This is a genomic window from Streptomyces olivoverticillatus (genome assembly GCF_014203555.1).
GTDB classification, from domain to species: Bacteria; Actinomycetota; Actinomycetes; order Streptomycetales; family Streptomycetaceae; genus Streptomyces; species Streptomyces olivoverticillatus.
In genome coordinates this window covers 272620-286857 of the sequence record NZ_JACHJH010000001.1, presented here as the reverse complement: position 1 = coordinate 286857, position 14238 = coordinate 272620, and the positions used below count along the sequence as shown (strand labels likewise).

Annotated in this window: 17 protein-coding genes; 11 read left to right on the top strand and 6 right to left on the bottom strand. The window is 69.6% G+C overall.

Going from position 1 to position 14238, the window contains the following annotated elements:
• Window positions 1-120: 120 nt before the first annotated feature.
• Window positions 121-561 (bottom strand): methylmalonyl-CoA epimerase, encoded by a 441-nt coding sequence (mce, locus tag FHS39_RS01295; protein WP_045932257.1) that lies wholly within the window; start codon window positions 559-561, stop codon window positions 121-123.
• A gap of 182 nt (window positions 562-743) precedes the next feature.
• Here mce and FHS39_RS01290 point away from each other — a divergent pair, with 182 nt between their 5' ends.
• Complete coding sequence (locus FHS39_RS01290; RefSeq protein WP_184345880.1) at window positions 744-1955, top strand: acetyl-CoA C-acetyltransferase; 1212 nt, start codon at window positions 744-746, stop codon at window positions 1953-1955.
• Between the two features lie 40 nt (window positions 1956-1995).
• Complete coding sequence (gene meaB, locus FHS39_RS01285) at window positions 1996-2949, top strand: methylmalonyl Co-A mutase-associated GTPase MeaB (RefSeq protein ID WP_045932259.1); 954 nt, start codon at window positions 1996-1998, stop codon at window positions 2947-2949.
• 42 nt (window positions 2950-2991) lie between these two features.
• Here the strand turns inward: meaB and FHS39_RS01280 are convergent, their stop codons facing one another.
• From FHS39_RS01280 to FHS39_RS01265, 4 genes are all read right to left on the bottom strand, one after another.
• On the bottom strand, window positions 2992-3468 hold the full coding sequence (locus tag FHS39_RS01280; RefSeq protein WP_184345879.1) for a MarR family winged helix-turn-helix transcriptional regulator: 477 nt from the start codon (window positions 3466-3468) through the stop codon (window positions 2992-2994).
• Between the two features lie 93 nt (window positions 3469-3561).
• The gene (locus FHS39_RS01275) at window positions 3562-4332 is read right to left on the bottom strand and encodes an AIM24 family protein (protein WP_045932261.1); all 771 of its coding nucleotides are present in this window, start codon (window positions 4330-4332) and stop codon (window positions 3562-3564) included.
• Window positions 4329-4979, bottom strand: a complete 651-nt coding sequence (locus FHS39_RS01270) for an AIM24 family protein (protein WP_045932262.1) — start codon at window positions 4977-4979, stop codon at window positions 4329-4331. The genes FHS39_RS01275 and FHS39_RS01270 overlap by 4 nt, the downstream gene beginning before the upstream one ends.
• Window positions 4979-5617, bottom strand: a complete 639-nt coding sequence (locus FHS39_RS01265) for an AIM24 family protein (protein WP_184345878.1) — start codon at window positions 5615-5617, stop codon at window positions 4979-4981. The genes FHS39_RS01270 and FHS39_RS01265 overlap by 1 nt, the downstream gene beginning before the upstream one ends.
• A gap of 194 nt (window positions 5618-5811) precedes the next feature.
• Between FHS39_RS01265 and FHS39_RS01260 the strand changes: the two genes are divergently transcribed.
• From FHS39_RS01260 to FHS39_RS01225, 8 genes are all read left to right on the top strand, one after another.
• Entirely contained in the window at window positions 5812-6156 is a 345-nt protein-coding gene (locus FHS39_RS01260) for a DUF3817 domain-containing protein (RefSeq protein WP_184345877.1), read from the top strand.
• Complete coding sequence (locus FHS39_RS01255; protein WP_184345876.1) at window positions 6153-6449, top strand: MTH1187 family thiamine-binding protein; 297 nt, start codon at window positions 6153-6155, stop codon at window positions 6447-6449. The genes FHS39_RS01260 and FHS39_RS01255 overlap by 4 nt, the downstream gene beginning before the upstream one ends.
• 90 nt (window positions 6450-6539) lie before the next feature.
• Complete coding sequence (locus FHS39_RS01250) at window positions 6540-7070, top strand: MarR family transcriptional regulator (RefSeq protein WP_184345875.1); 531 nt, start codon at window positions 6540-6542, stop codon at window positions 7068-7070.
• Window positions 7071-7136: 66 nt separating this feature from the next.
• Window positions 7137-7475: a DUF3817 domain-containing protein gene (locus FHS39_RS01245; RefSeq protein ID WP_184345874.1), complete on the top strand. Its 339-nt coding sequence runs from the start codon at window positions 7137-7139 to the stop codon at window positions 7473-7475.
• A gap of 95 nt (window positions 7476-7570) precedes the next feature.
• Window positions 7571-9271 (top strand): coenzyme B12-dependent isobutyryl-CoA mutase large subunit, encoded by a 1701-nt coding sequence (gene icmA / locus FHS39_RS01240; RefSeq protein ID WP_184345873.1) that lies wholly within the window; start codon window positions 7571-7573, stop codon window positions 9269-9271.
• 274 nt (window positions 9272-9545) lie between these two features.
• Window positions 9546-11303 carry a TIGR03767 family metallophosphoesterase gene (locus FHS39_RS01235; RefSeq protein WP_184345872.1) on the top strand — a complete coding sequence of 586 codons (1758 nt, stop codon included), beginning with the start codon at window positions 9546-9548 and terminating at the stop codon, window positions 11301-11303.
• A gap of 149 nt (window positions 11304-11452) precedes the next feature.
• Complete coding sequence (locus FHS39_RS01230) at window positions 11453-12220, top strand: helix-turn-helix domain-containing protein (RefSeq protein WP_184346619.1); 768 nt, start codon at window positions 11453-11455, stop codon at window positions 12218-12220.
• Window positions 12217-12408, top strand: a complete 192-nt coding sequence (locus tag FHS39_RS01225) for a DUF397 domain-containing protein (RefSeq protein ID WP_184345871.1) — start codon at window positions 12217-12219, stop codon at window positions 12406-12408. Before FHS39_RS01230 ends, FHS39_RS01225 begins: the two co-directional genes overlap by 4 nt.
• On the opposite strand, the gene FHS39_RS01220 is transcribed toward FHS39_RS01225, so the two are convergent.
• Window positions 12387-13049, bottom strand: coding sequence for a TetR/AcrR family transcriptional regulator (locus FHS39_RS01220; protein ID WP_184345870.1), 663 nt, complete (start codon window positions 13047-13049; stop codon window positions 12387-12389). The two genes, FHS39_RS01225 and FHS39_RS01220, sit on opposite strands and share 22 nt — an antisense overlap.
• A gap of 195 nt (window positions 13050-13244) precedes the next feature.
• Between FHS39_RS01220 and FHS39_RS01215 the strand changes: the two genes are divergently transcribed.
• Window positions 13245-14210 (top strand): tetratricopeptide repeat protein, encoded by a 966-nt coding sequence (locus FHS39_RS01215; RefSeq protein WP_184345869.1) that lies wholly within the window; start codon window positions 13245-13247, stop codon window positions 14208-14210.
• Window positions 14211-14238 lie beyond the last annotated feature (28 nt).

Here is a 14238-nt window from a genome sequence, read left to right as displayed (position 1 = left end):
GGTGGTGGAACCCGGAGCCCGCCCTTCCGAAGAAATGGTGTCAGATCATCGGTACAGCCCGGTCCGGGGCCCACCCGTACCCGGCCGAACCTGCACTCTACCGGCCGGGGAAGGGGAGGGTCAGTGCTCCGCCTGTGCATCAGGCGCGGAGGTGACGAGTTCCGTCAGCACTCCGTGGCAGTCCTTCGGGTGCAGGAAGGTGATCCGGGAGCCCATGGAACCCGTACGCGGTTCGTCGTAGAGGACGCGCACGCCCTTGCCCCGGATCGCCTCCGCATCGCCGTCCACATCGGCCGTGCCGAAGGCGATGTGGTGCACCCCTTCGCCGTTCTTGGCAAGCCACTTGCCGACGGCGGAGTCCTCGCGGGTGGGCTCCAGCAGCTGCAGATAGGAGGCGCCGCCGTCGGACGTCCCGTTGATTTTGAGCATGGCCTCGCGCACGCCCTGCTCCTCGTTGACCTCGCTGTGGAACACCTCGAAGCCGTACGTGGCACGGTAGAACTCGACGGTCTTGTCGAGGTCGAAGCAGGCGATCCCGATGTGGTCGATTCGCGTCAGCATGGGTCCAGTGCACCGCCGCGCGGGGTGGTTACGCAACGTGCGCGCGATCACACCTTCCGCCCGGTGACCGGGCGCGGACTGCTCAGTACATTGACGGAAACCGTCGTGCTGCGATCTCCGGGGGATGAACCTCCGGACCCCCGGCCGGAAGAGCCGGCCGCCACCGTCGAAGGAGCCGCCCCATGACTGGTATCAACGGCAATACCGGCAACACCTCCGTGATCGTCGCGGGCGCCCGTACGCCCATGGGCCGGCTGCTGGGCTCACTGAGCAGCTTCTCCGGCGCCGACCTGGGCGGATTCGCCATCAAGGCCGCCCTCGACCGGGCGGGCATCGGCGGCGACCAGGTGCAGTACGTGATCATGGGGCAGGTGCTGCAGGCGGGCGCCGGGCAGATCCCGGCCCGCCAGGCGGCCGTCAAGGCCGGCATCCCGATGAACGTGCCCGCGCTGACCGTCAACAAGGTGTGCCTCTCCGGCCTGGACGCCATCGCCCTGGCCGACCAGCTCATCCGCGCGGGTGAGTTCGACATCGTGGTCGCGGGCGGCCAGGAGTCCATGACCAACGCCCCGCACCTGCTGCCCAAGTCCCGCGAGGGCCACAAGTACGGCGCCATCGAGATGCTCGACTCGATGGCGCACGACGGGCTCACCGACGCCTTCGAGAACGTCGCGATGGGCGAGTCCACCGAGAAGCACAACACCCGCCTCGGCATCCGCCGCCCCGAGCAGGACGAGATCGCGGCCCTGTCCCACCAGCGGGCCGCCGCAGCCCAGAAGAACGGCATCTTCGAGGCCGAGATCACCCCGGTGGAGATCCCGCAGCGCAAGGGCGACCCGGTGATCTTCAGCAAGGACGAGGGCATCCGCCCGGAGACCACCGTGGAGTCGCTGGGCAAGCTGCGCCCCGCGTTCGCCAAGGACGGCACGATTACCGCCGGCACCTCCTCGCAGATCTCCGACGGCGCCGCGGCCGTGGTCGTGATGAGCAAGGCCAAGGCCGAGGAGCTGGGCCTGGCCTGGATCGCCGAGATCGGCGCGCACGGCAATGTGGCCGGGCCCGACAACTCGCTGCAGTCCCAGCCCTCCAACGCCATAAAGCACGCGCTGGGCAAGGAGGGCATCGGCATCGAGGACCTCGACCTGATCGAGATCAACGAGGCGTTCGCGGCCGTTTCCGTGCAGTCAATGAAGGATCTCGGCGTATCGCCGGAAAAGGTGAACGTCAACGGCGGCGCCATCGCGCTCGGCCACCCGATCGGCATGTCCGGCGCCCGCATCGTGCTCCACCTCGCGCTGGAGCTGCGCCGCCGCGGCGGCGGGACCGGTGCGGCCGCGCTGTGCGGCGGCGGCGGCCAGGGCGACGCGCTGATCCTGCGCGTACCCGGCAACTGACCCGTCGAAAGCGGTAGATAACAGCTAGATAGGAGCAGTCATGGACGTCCCCACCCTGGTCGAGCAGGCCCGCGCGGGCCGGCCGCGCGCCGTCGCACGGCTGATCTCACTGGTGGAGGGGGCGTCCCCGCAGCTGCGCGAGGTGATGGCGGCGCTCGCCCCGCTGACGGGCGGGGCGTACGTCGTGGGCCTGACGGGCTCACCGGGCGTCGGCAAGTCCACCTCCACCTCGGCCCTGGTGACCGCCTACCGGCGGATGGGCAAGCGGGTCGGCGTGCTGGCCGTCGACCCCTCCTCGCCGTTCTCGGGCGGCGCCCTGCTCGGCGACCGGGTCCGGATGTCGGAGCACGCCTCCGACCCGGGCGTCTACATCCGCTCCATGGCCACCCGCGGCCACCTGGGCGGCCTGGCCTGGGCCGCCCCGCAGGCGATCCGGGTGCTGGACGCGGCGGGCTGTGACGTGATCCTCGTGGAGACCGTGGGCGTCGGGCAGTCCGAGGTGGAGATCGCCTCCCAGGCCGATACGTCCGTGGTGCTGCTGGCGCCGGGCATGGGCGACGGCATCCAGGCCGCGAAGGCCGGCATCCTGGAGATCGGCGACGTCTACGTCGTCAACAAGGCCGACCGCGACGGCGCGGACGCCACGGCCCGCGAGCTCAACCACATGCTGGGCCTGGGCGAATCCCGCGCCGCCGGCGACTGGCGTCCGCCCATCGTCAAGACGGTCGCGGCCCGGAGCCAGGGCATCGACGAGGTCGTCGAGGCCCTGGAGAAGCACCGCGCCTGGATGGAGGAGCACGGCGTCCTCGCCGAACGCCGCCTGGCCCGCGCGGCACACGAGGTGGAGACGATCGCGGTCACGACCCTGCGCGAACGCATCGGCGACCTCCGCGGCGACCGCCACGTGGCGGCCCTGGCCGAGCGCGTGGTCGGCGGCGAACTGGACCCGTACACGGCGGCGGACGAACTGGTGGCGGGGCTGACGGAGAGCTGAGGACGGGCCACGCCACCCCAGTGGCGTGGCCCCCTTACGCGCTCAGCACTTCCCCCGCGATGCCCGCAGGTGCTTCGCCACCGGCGCGAGGGACTCCCGGAGGGCCTTGAGCTCCTCCGCCGACAGCAGGTCGATGAAGTGCTGGCGCACGGACGCCACATGGTGCGGGGCCACTTCGCGCATCGTGTCCCAGCCCTGTTCCGTCAGCACCGCGAACAGGCCCCGGCGGTCGGACTCGCAGTTCTCGCGCCGTACGAGGCCGGCGTTCTCCATGCGCGTGATCTGGTGCGACAGACGGCTCTTGGACTGCAGAGTGGCGGTCGCGAGATCGCTCATCCGCATCCGGTGGTCCTCCGACTCCGAGAGGTTGACGAGGATCTCGTAGTCGTTGTTGGTGAGGCCGAAGGGCTGGAGGTCCCGTTCGAGCTGGTGCATCAGCAGGCGGCTGACGTCCAGGTGGGTGCGCCAGGCGCACTGTTCCTCGTCGCTGAGCCAGCGGGTGCCGTTCTCGGTGTCCATGAATGGATTCTACCTAAGAGGTTGAAAAATTAACTAAAAGGGGAATGTCGGCGCGGGGTCAAGCGTTCGACGTCACACTCTGCAGGGTACCGCTCACAGCCCGAAGCGGCGCTGGAGGTCCCCGAGCTGCCCCGGCAGGCGCGGGGCCACCGACTGGTTTCCGCCACTTCCCCCGTGCGGGACGCCCGCCTCGTCCGGTGGGCCCTCGCCCGTGGCGATCTCGTCCATCAGCTTCTCCGAGGACTGCAGGAGCACGGTCCCGGCGCCGACGAACTCGAATTGGTGCTCCTCGCCGGAGGCGCCGCCCAGTCCCGTCAGCCGCCGTACGCCGCCCATCACACCGCGCAGGTACTGGTGGTCGTAGTGGTGGCAGGGCGCCGGGCAGTCCGCCCACCCCACCAGCGCCTGCGGGTCCACCCGGATCGGGGGCTCCACGAAGACCACCGGCCCGTTGGAGGCCGCCACGAACTTCCCCGTGCCGATGAGCGTCAGGAAGCCGGGGATGATCGACTGCTTGAGCGACAGCGACGGTTCGAACGCCAGCAGATTCCCCGAGCGCACGGTCAGATTGCCGTTGTCGAGGTCGTAGGAGTTGACGTCGAAGGAGCGGTCCGCCAGCAGCATCTTGCCCTGCCCCTCGGCGACCACCCAGTCCGCGGCGTGCAGCGGGGAGTGGAAACTGCCCGCGATCAGCCGGTCCAGGGGGCCGTGCCCGATGCCGTGGAAGCTGATCTGCCCGTAATAGGCAATCATCTTCCCCTTCTGCAGGAACCACTGACCCTTGAGGTCGACGCTGAAGGCGTACGGATTGACGTTGTCGTCGACCGGCAGAGTGGTCGCGTCGTGAATGACCGGCCCGTTCAAAGCTTCTCCTCCGACGCCTGTACGTACACCGTGCCGTTGCCCGACAGCTCGAGGCGGAAGGCCTCGCCGCTGCCGCGGCCGACGACCTCGCGCCAGCCGATGGCCGCCGACAGCTTGTTGCGCACCTCACCCCTGTGGGCGACGTAGGCCTGCGGGTCGACCGTGACGGGGCGCTGGGGGGTGATCGGCAGCTCGATGAAGCCGCCGTGGGCCATCACGGCGACCGCGCCGTGGCCCTTGAGGGTGGTGGTGAACAGGCCCTGGCCGGTCACCTGGCCGCGCACCATGCCCATCACGCCGCCCTGGGACCCCATGAACATCGTGCCCTGCTGGAGCGAGCCGTCGAAGGCGAGCAGCCGGTCGGCCTCCACGTACAGGGTGTCGCCGGTCATTTCGATCACGTGCACGTGGTGGCCGCCGTGGCCGAACATCACCGTGCCGCTGCCCTCGACCGTCATCAGCGGCGTGGCCTCATTGGCGATCCGGCGGCCGATCATGCTCATCACTCCGCCCTGGCCGCCGGTGATGCTCGGGGTGAAGGAGACGTCGCCCTTGTAGGCGAGCATCGCCCCGCGCTGGCTGAACAGCCGCTGGCCCGGCACCACCTGGGCTTCGACCATCCGCGAGTTCAAGAGCCGGAAGGGCATCAGAGGTCACCCCCGATGGTGTTGCGCTCGCTGGGCTGCACATAGACCAGCCCCTCGCCCTCGAAACGGATCTGGAAGGACTCGCCCGAGCCCTCCCCGATGAACGTGCGGAAGTTCACGCCCGACTGGAAGTGCTGCTTGAGGTTGCCGGTGTGCGCGATGTACGCGCCCGGGTCCACCTGCAGCGGCATCTGCTTGGTCACCCGCAGCACGATCGCCGTGCCGTCGGAGAGGATCGCCGCCTGGCCGGACCCCTCCACGGTCGTGGTGAACAGGCCGTTGCCCTGCGAGGCGCCGCGCAGCCCCGTGAAGGTGGTGCCCGTCCGCAGCGACGAGTCGGTGCACAGCAGGTTGCTGGCCTCGACATGGAGCGTCTCGCCCCGCAGCGTCACCAGATTGACCTCGCTCGCCCGGTCGGCGAAGTAGCAGGTGCCGTGCCCCTTCACCTCCATCACTGCCATGTGTTCACCGGTGAGCCGTCTGGTGACCATGCCGCGCAGGCCGTCACCGCCACCGGTCATCTTCTTGAACGTCATTTCGCCTTCGTACGCGACCATCGCACCGTTTTTGGCCTTGACCGCGTCACCCGCCATATCGACGGCGAGAACTTTGCTCCCATGGAGCCGAAACTGAGCCACGCCCCGACGCTAGCGGGCGGACATACGCCTCCAACAGGCCCCAGGGGCCCGGAATGCCCCCGGAATACCCCCGGAATCGCCCGGACCGGACCCCGATCCCTTGATCACTCGCCGCCCTGACACAATGGGGGAGCTTGTGAATGCCGTCACAAGCGGTGACCGTTCCGCCACTCCGACCGAAGGTGTGCCCCACCGTGGACATCAAGACTGCCGACTCCCTGCGCCGGCTCCGCCTGGTCTCCGTCCCGGAGGCCGTCTCCTGGCTGCTGCTGATCTGCTGCATCGTCCTCAAGAACACGACGTCGTTCAACGCGGTGCCGGTCATGGGCTGGGTGCACGGCATTTCCTTCATCCTCTACGTGGTCTTCCTGGCGGACGCCTGGAACCGCACCAAGTGGCCGTGGACGCGGGCCGCCCTCTACTTCGCCCTCTCGATCATCCCCACGGGCGGCTTCTTCGCCGACCGCATGCTGCGCCGCGAGTCCGAGGCGACCGTCATCGCCGCCCGTGCGCGCAAGGAGAGTGTGGTCAACGCATGATCGTTGCCTTCTCGGTCTCCCCGCTCGGCGTCGGCGAGGACGTCGGCGAGTACGTGGCCGACGCGGTCCGCGTCGTCCGCGAATCGGGCCTGCCCAACCGCACGGACGCGATGTTCACCTCGATCGAGGGCGAATGGGACGAGGTCATGGACGTCGTCAAGCGCGCGGTGGCCGCGGTGGAAGCCCGCTGCGGCCGTGTCTCCCTCGTCCTCAAGGCCGACATCCGGCAGGGTGTCACGGACGGCCTCACCTCGAAGGTCGCGACGGTGGAACGGCACCTGGCGGAGGGCTGACATGCGCTCGGCCCGGGGCGGGCCTCAGAGCCTGTCCCGGAGTGTGAGATCGGGGCGGTCATGATGTGGCCGCCCGGTACGCTCGTGTGCGTGCCGAAGCCGCTCAGCCTCCCCTTCGATCCGATCGCCCGCGCCGACGAACTCTGGAAGCAGCGCTGGGGTTCCGTGCCGTCCATGGCCGCCATCACCTCGATCATGCGGGCCCAGCAGATCCTGCTCGGCCAGGTCGACGCGGTGCTCAAGCCGTACGGGCTGACCTTCGCGCGGTACGAGGCGCTGGTGCTGCTCACCTTCTCCAAGGCCGGTGAGCTGCCCATGTCGAAGATCGGTGAGCGGCTGATGGTGCACCCGACGTCCGTCACCAATACCGTGGACCGCCTGGTCAAGGCGGGTCTGGTGGCCAAGCGGCCCAACCCCAACGACGGCCGTGGCACGCTCGCCTCGATCACCGACAAGGGGCGCGACGTCGTGGAGTCGGCCACGCGCGACCTGATGGCGATGGACTTCGGGCTGGGCGCGTACGACGCCGAGGAGTGCGGCGAGCTCTTCCGGGTGCTGCGGCCGCTCCGGGTGGCGGCGGGGGATTTCGAGGACGAGCCGGAGCCGCAGCCGGGCGGATAACGACCGCGCAACTACGGGGCGGGGCGGCGAAGATCGCCCCGGAACGTGCCGTTACGCTCTCTGCTCATGAAGAAGAACGTACTGACCCGCTACCGCGTGATGGCGTACGTCACCGGCGTGCTGCTGGTCCTCCTGACGATCGGCGTCATCGCCAAGTACCTGCTCGACATGGACGGCGCCGCGGGCCCCACGCGCATCGTCGCCATCGCGCACGGCTGGCTCTACGTCCTCTACCTCGTTTTCGCCTTCGACATGGGTTCCAAGGCCCGCTGGCCCTTCGGCAAGCTCGCCTGGGTGCTCCTCGCGGGCACCATTCCGACCGCCGCCTTCTTCGTCGAGCGCAAGGTCTCGCGCGAGCTGGAGCCGCTGGTCGTGGACGAGGCGGCGCAGGCCGCCGGCGCCTGACGCGCGCCCTCCGCGCGACACGCGAACCGCCCGCGCCACAAGGCGCGGGCGGTTTCTCATCGACAATTACTAGGACGTCCTAGTAAATTCGAAGCATGGACGCAGAAGCGATCGAGGCGGGGCGCAGCCGCTGGCAGGCCAGGTTCGACGCGGCGCGCAAGCGCGACGCCGACTTCACCACCCTCTCCGGCGACGAGGTCGACCCCGTGTACGGCCCCCGCCCCGGCGACACCTACGAGGGCTTCGAGCGGATCGGCTGGCCCGGCGAGTACCCCTTCACTCGCGGTCTGTATCCGACCGGCTACCGGGGCCGGACCTGGACCATCCGCCAGTTCGCGGGTTTCGGCAACGCCGAGCAGACCAACGAGCGCTACAAGATGATCCTGTCCAACGGCGGTGGCGGCCTGTCCGTCGCCTTCGACATGCCGACCCTCATGGGCCGCGACTCCGACGACCCCCGCTCCCTCGGCGAGGTCGGCCACTGCGGTGTGGCCATCGACTCCGCCGCCGACATGGAGGTCCTCTTCAAGGACATCCCGCTCGGCGACGTCACCACCTCCATGACGATCAGCGGCCCGGCCGTCCCGGTCTTCTGCATGTACCTGGTCGCCGCCGAGCGCCAGGGCGTGGATCCGTCCGTGCTCAACGGCACGCTCCAGACCGACATCTTCAAGGAGTACATCGCGCAGAAGGAGTGGCTCTTCCAGCCCGAGCCCCACCTGCGTCTCATCGGCGACCTGATGGAGCACTGCGCGCGCTCCATCCCGGCCTACAAGCCGCTGTCCGTCTCCGGGTACCACATCCGCGAGGCCGGGGCCACGGCCGCGCAGGAGCTCGCCTACACCCTGGCCGACGGCTTCGGGTACGTGGAGCTCGGGCTCTCCCGCGGCCTCGACGTCGACACCTTCGCCCCCGGCCTGTCCTTCTTCTTCGACGCCCACGTCGACTTCTTCGAGGAGATCGCCAAGTTCCGCGCGGCCCGCCGCATCTGGGCCCGCTGGATGAAGGAGGTCTACGGCGCGAAGACCGACAAGGCGCAGTGGCTGCGCTTCCACACCCAGACCGCCGGCGTCTCGCTGACCGCACAGCAGCCGTACAACAACGTCGTGCGTACGGCCGTGGAGGCGCTCGCCGCCGTGCTCGGCGGCACGAATTCGCTGCACACCAACGCCCTGGACGAGACCCTGGCGCTGCCCAGCGAGCAGGCCGCGGAGATCGCGCTGCGCACCCAGCAGGTGCTGATGGAGGAGACCGGCGTCGCCAACGTGGCCGACCCCCTCGGCGGCGCCTGGTACGTGGAGCAGCTCACGGACCGCATCGAGGCCGACGCGGAGAAGATCTTCGAGCAGATAAGGGAGCGGGGCCTGCGGGCACACCCCGACGGTCGGCACCCGATCGGCCCGATCACCTCGGGCATCCTGCGCGGCATCGAGGACGGCTGGTTCACCGGCGAGATCGCCGAGAGCGCCTTCCAGTACCAGCAGGCGCTGGAGAAGGGCGCCAAGCGGGTCGTGGGCGTCAACTGCCACCACGGGTCGGTCACCGGCGACCTGGAGATCCTCCGGGTCAGCCACGAGGTGGAGCGCGAGCAGGTCCGCGCCCTGTCCACCCGCAAGTCCGGCCGGGACGACGCCCGGGTCCGCGCCTCCCTGGAAGCGATGCTGGCCGCGGCCCGCGACGGCTCGAACATGATCGAGCCGATGCTGGAAGCGGTACGGGCCGAGGCGACCCTCGGTGAGATCTGCGACGCCCTGCGCGACGAGTGGGGTACGTACACGGAGCCGGCGGGCTTCTGAGCCGGGCCCTCCGGACTGCGCAACCGCCCCGGCTGCCGACCGATTTCACGGTCGGCAGCCGGGGTGTTTTTGTGTCGTCCGTCCTATCCATCTCATTGGCGAGGTTCGGCGAGGTTCGGCGAGATTCATAGCAAGGCTCAACAACTACCTCACTTTTCCTTCCTATTTCGTTCACGGAATCGCCAGTACCGGTCAGCATCCTGACGGTCAGCCAACTTACTCGCGAGTACGTACGTGCGACCCGCGGCCGACCGACCGTCAGGAGACACGCGGCATGCCCGCCTACAGCAGACGCCACTTCCTCACCGGTACCGCCGCGGCCAGCGCAGCCGCGGCCCTGTCCCTGCTGACCGACGGCCGGTTCGCCTCCGCGGCCGCCGCGGACCGCGCGATGGCGGCGAGCGCCGCCCGGGCCGTCCGCATCGAGGGCACCACCCTCGAACAAGTTGCCACCGCGACCGGCAGCGGCCCGTACAAGCGCCTGAGGTCCGGCCCCGGCTGGCCCCTCGTCGTACGGACCGACCTCGCGGCGGCCTCGTCGGCACGGGACGGGCGACGCACCGCGCTGGCCTGCTTCGTGCAGTTCACGGACATGCACCTGGTCGACACCGAGTCCCCGGTGCGCTTCGAGTACCTCGCCCGGGAGCTGGGCAGCGCCTACCGGCCGCAGGAGGCGCTGACCGTGCGCGGCGCGTCCTCGCTCGTGGAACGGATCAACTCCCTGCGGGGCGGCCCCTTCACCGGGAGCCCCTTCTCGCTCGTCATGGCCACCGGCGACAACACCGACAACCACGAGCACATCGAGCTCGACTGGTACCTGTCCGTCATGAGCGGCGGCCGCATCACCCCCAACAGTGGCGACCCCGCCCGCTACGAGGGCGTGCAGAACTCCGGCAGCGCGCTCTTCTGGAACCCGGAGTCCGCTTTCCGGGACGACTTCAAGGGGCAGGGCTTCCCCCAGGTCCCCGGCTTCCTCACCGCCTCCGGCAGTCCCTTCTCCGCACCCGGCCTGCGCACCCCCTGGTACAGCACCGTCGGCAACCACGACGACAGCATCGAGGGCACGCTCCCCGACCTCGGCCTGCTCCACTCCCTCTACACCGGCGACCGCAAGCTCGAAGGCATCGACGAGGACGAGGCCGCCAAGCTCGCCGACGCCCTGCGCAACGACCCCGCCCAGGCCATCGCCCACCTCGCCCGGCTGCTCAGGAACGGCGGCCCGGTCCGCGACATCACCCCGGACCCGCGCCGCACGCCCTTCTCACCCGCCGAGTTCGCCAAGGCCCACCTGGACCCCGCCCACACCGGCCCCGGCCCGGTCGGTCACGGTTTCACCGCGTCGGCGGCCGCGAGCGGGAAGCTGTACTACACCTTCCCGATCTCCGAGGGCGTCCTCGGCGTCAGCCTGGACACCACCAACCCGGCGGGCTTCGCGGACGGTTCGATCGGCACGGCGCAGCTGAAGTGGCTGGAGTCCGTCCTCCAGTCGCGCAGCTCGCACTGGTACGACGCGGACGGCCGTGTCGTACGGGGGAGCAGCGGCTCCGGCGAGCTGATTGTCCTGTTCAGCCACCACACCAGCGGCTCTATGGGCAATCTGCTCCCCGACCCCCACCACCTCTTCGAGAAGCGCCACGACGGCAACGAACTCGTCGCCCTGCTCCAGCGCTACCCGAACGTCGTCGCGTGGGTCAACGGGCACACCCACCAGAACCAGATCCTGGCCCACGGTCACGCGGTGCCCGAGCGGGCCTTCTGGGAGATCAACACCGCCTCCCACATCGACTTCCCGCAGCACGCGCGCATCATCGAGATAGCCGACAACGGTGACGGGACGCTGTCCCTCTTCACCACCCTCGTCGAGTCCGCCGCCCGCTACGAGACGGACTTCGGCGACACGTCGAACGCGGGCCTCGCGGCCCTGTACCGAGAGCTCTCCTTCAACGACCCGAACGCGACCCCGGCGAAAAGACTGGGCGCCCCGGGCGACCACAACACGGAGCTGCTGCTCGCAAAGCCGGGCAAGCGCTGAGGCGCGTACACCGAATCGGCGGATTTCTGAGCGAATCCGTCTCGCACACGGCTTGCCCGCCTTAGCCTCCGTTGGTACTGACAGAGGTACGGAGGGGGGCGGGTACGGCCGTGACGAGTGAGATCTCCCAGCCACCGACGGCCTGGCGCATGTGCGGCAACCAAGTGAAGTTGTGGCGCATGGACGCGGGCATCAGCCGAGAGGACCTCGGCAAGGAAGCCGGGTACGAGTACGAGTCCGTGAAGTCGATGGAACAGGGGAGGCGGCGGCCTACGCAGCGGCTTCTTGAGGTCGCGGATGAAATGTGCGGCGCGAAGGGCAAACTGGTCGCCACGCAGGGCTATTTGCAGCCGGACAAGAGTCCTTGGCTCCTGCCCGCGTTCCTGGACATGGAAGCCACGGCGATCGTGCAGTACCAGTACCAGGCACTTCTCGTCCCCGGGCTGCTTCAGACGGAGGAGTACGCCCTGGCACTGTTCAGAGCCCACTGGCCACCGGCGAATGAGCAGACGATCGAAGACCGGTTGGCGATGCGGTTGCAGCGGCAGGAGCGGCTGAAATCGACAGCGGTGTTCAGCTTCGTCATTTACGAGGCCGCACTGCGCACCGGGGTCGGCGGGCCGGAAGTGATGAAGGGGCAGATGCGGCGCCTGCTTGACGTCGGCACGCAGCGCAACGTCGCCATCCAGGTTCTTCTCGCCGAGCAGGGCTGCTACAGCTGGCTTCACGGGCCGATGACCCTGCTGGAGACGGAGGACCGTTCGGTGTGTGCCTATGTGGAAGGCCAGGGGTACCACACCATGTTTGCGGAGCGCGAGAAGGTGAGCGACTTGTCGCAGCGCTACGGCATGCTCCGGACCCAAGCCCTCAACTGCGAGGACTCAGCAGAGTTCATCGGGAAGTTGGCCGAGGAATGACGTCCAACCGCCGGATATGGCACAAGTCCAGCTACAGCGACGGCGAGGGTGGCGGCGAATGCGTGGAAGTCGCCGCCACCCCCCAAACCGTCCACATCCGTGACTCCAAACGCATACCCGGCCCCCAGCTGGCCGTACCCGCCACCGCCTGGGCGGAGTTCATCGCCTACGCGGCCGGGTCCGTATAACCGGCGGCGGCAGCCGTAAGCCCGCCCACCAGCAGTGCCGTGAACGCGCGTGCCCACTCCGCGTCCACCGGCTCCGCGCTCACCAGCGTCCGGTGGACGACCGCGCCGGCGATCACGTCGAAGATCAGGTCGGCGTTGCGGGCGGCCGCCGAGGCATCCGGTTCGGCCGGGAGTTCGCCGCGGGCCTGGGCGCGCTCGCGGCCCACCAGGACGAGCGTCTTCTGGCGGTCCACGATCGCGGAGCGGATGCGGTCGCGCAGGGCGTCGTCCCGAGTGGACTCGGCGACGACGGCCATCAGGGCCGTCTTGGTCTCGGGGCGTTCGAGGAGGGCCGCGAACTGCAGGACCACGCCCTCGACGTCGGCGCCCAGGCTGCCGCGGTCGGGCAGCTCCAGGTGCTCGTCGAAGAGTGCGGCCACCGCGTCCACCACGAGCTCGCTCTTGCCCGCCCAGCGGCGGTAGAGGGTGGTCTTGGCGACCCCGGCCCGCGCCGCCACGTCGCCCATCGTCAGCTTGCTCCAGCCCAGCTCGACCAGCGCCTCGCGCGTCGCGGCCAGGATCGCGCGGTCCGCATCCGCGCTGCGCGGCCGGCCCGTGCGGCCGCCGCCCGTGCGGTGCGTGGGGGGTGGGGCGGAAGTCATGAAAGCGACCTTACCGCCGGGTAGCACCCCGGGTATGAGCCAGATCACCGGAAAACCTTGCGCCGGGTACCGGGGATGCAGTTACGCTACGGCTCGTAGCGTAAGAGAGCGACAACCACGCATCAGGCTACGAGCGTCGGGTGGGGACCCGGCGTAATTTTCCGGTTAGCACCGCGGAGGGGGGAGGATAGGCCCATGCAGCCACGGAACATGTCCATGAGTGGAGTGGTCGACCTCGCCGCGGTGAAGGCGGCCGGTGAGGCGAAGCAGAAGGCCGAGCAGGCGCGCGCCGAAGCCGCGCGCCAGGGCGTGCCCGCCGCCGGTGCCGCCCGCCTGGTCTTCGACGTCGACGAAGCGGGCTTCGAGCAGGACGTCCTCCAGCGCTCCGCCGAGGTCCCGGTCGTCATCGACTTCTGGGCCGACTGGTGCGAGCCGTGCAAGCAGCTCGGCCCGCTCCTGGAGCGGCTGGCCGCGGAGTACGCGGGCCGGTTCGTCCTCGCCAAGGTCGATGTCGAGGCCAATCAGCTCCTGTTCCAGGAGTTCGGCGTGCAGTCCATCCCCGCGGTCTTCGCGGTGGTGGCCGGGCAGGCCCTGCCGCTCTTCCAGGGCGCCGCGCCCGAGGCGCAGGTGCGGGGCGTGCTGGATCAGCTCGTCGCCGTCGCCGAGCAGCGCTTCGGCATCGTCGGTGCGCCCGTGGCGGCTGGCGAGGCGGGGGAGGCCCCCGTGCCGCAGGCCCCGCCGAGCCCGTACGACAGCGCCCTGAGCGCCGCGCACGAGGCGCTGGACGCGGGCGACCTGGGTGGCGCCGTGCGGGCCTACAAGAACGTCCTCTCGACCGACCCGGCCAATGCGGAGGCCAAGCTGGGCCTGGCCCAGGCGGAGTTGCTGCAGCGGGTGCAGGGCGTGGACGCCCAGCAGGTCCGCAAGGCGGCGGCCGACGCCCCGGGCAATGTCGCGGCGCAGATCGCCGCGGCCGATCTCGACCTGGTCGGCGGGCACGTCGAGGACGCCTTCGGGCGGCTGATCGACACCGTCAAGCGCACCGCCGGGGAGGAGCGGGACGCCGCGCGCGTCCGGCTGCTGGAGCTGTTCGAGGTGGTCGGTGCGGAGGACCCGCGGGTGAAGGCCGCTCGCACGGCCCTCTCGCGCGCGCTGTTCTGAGGCGCGCAGGGCGGAATCTCGCCTCCCC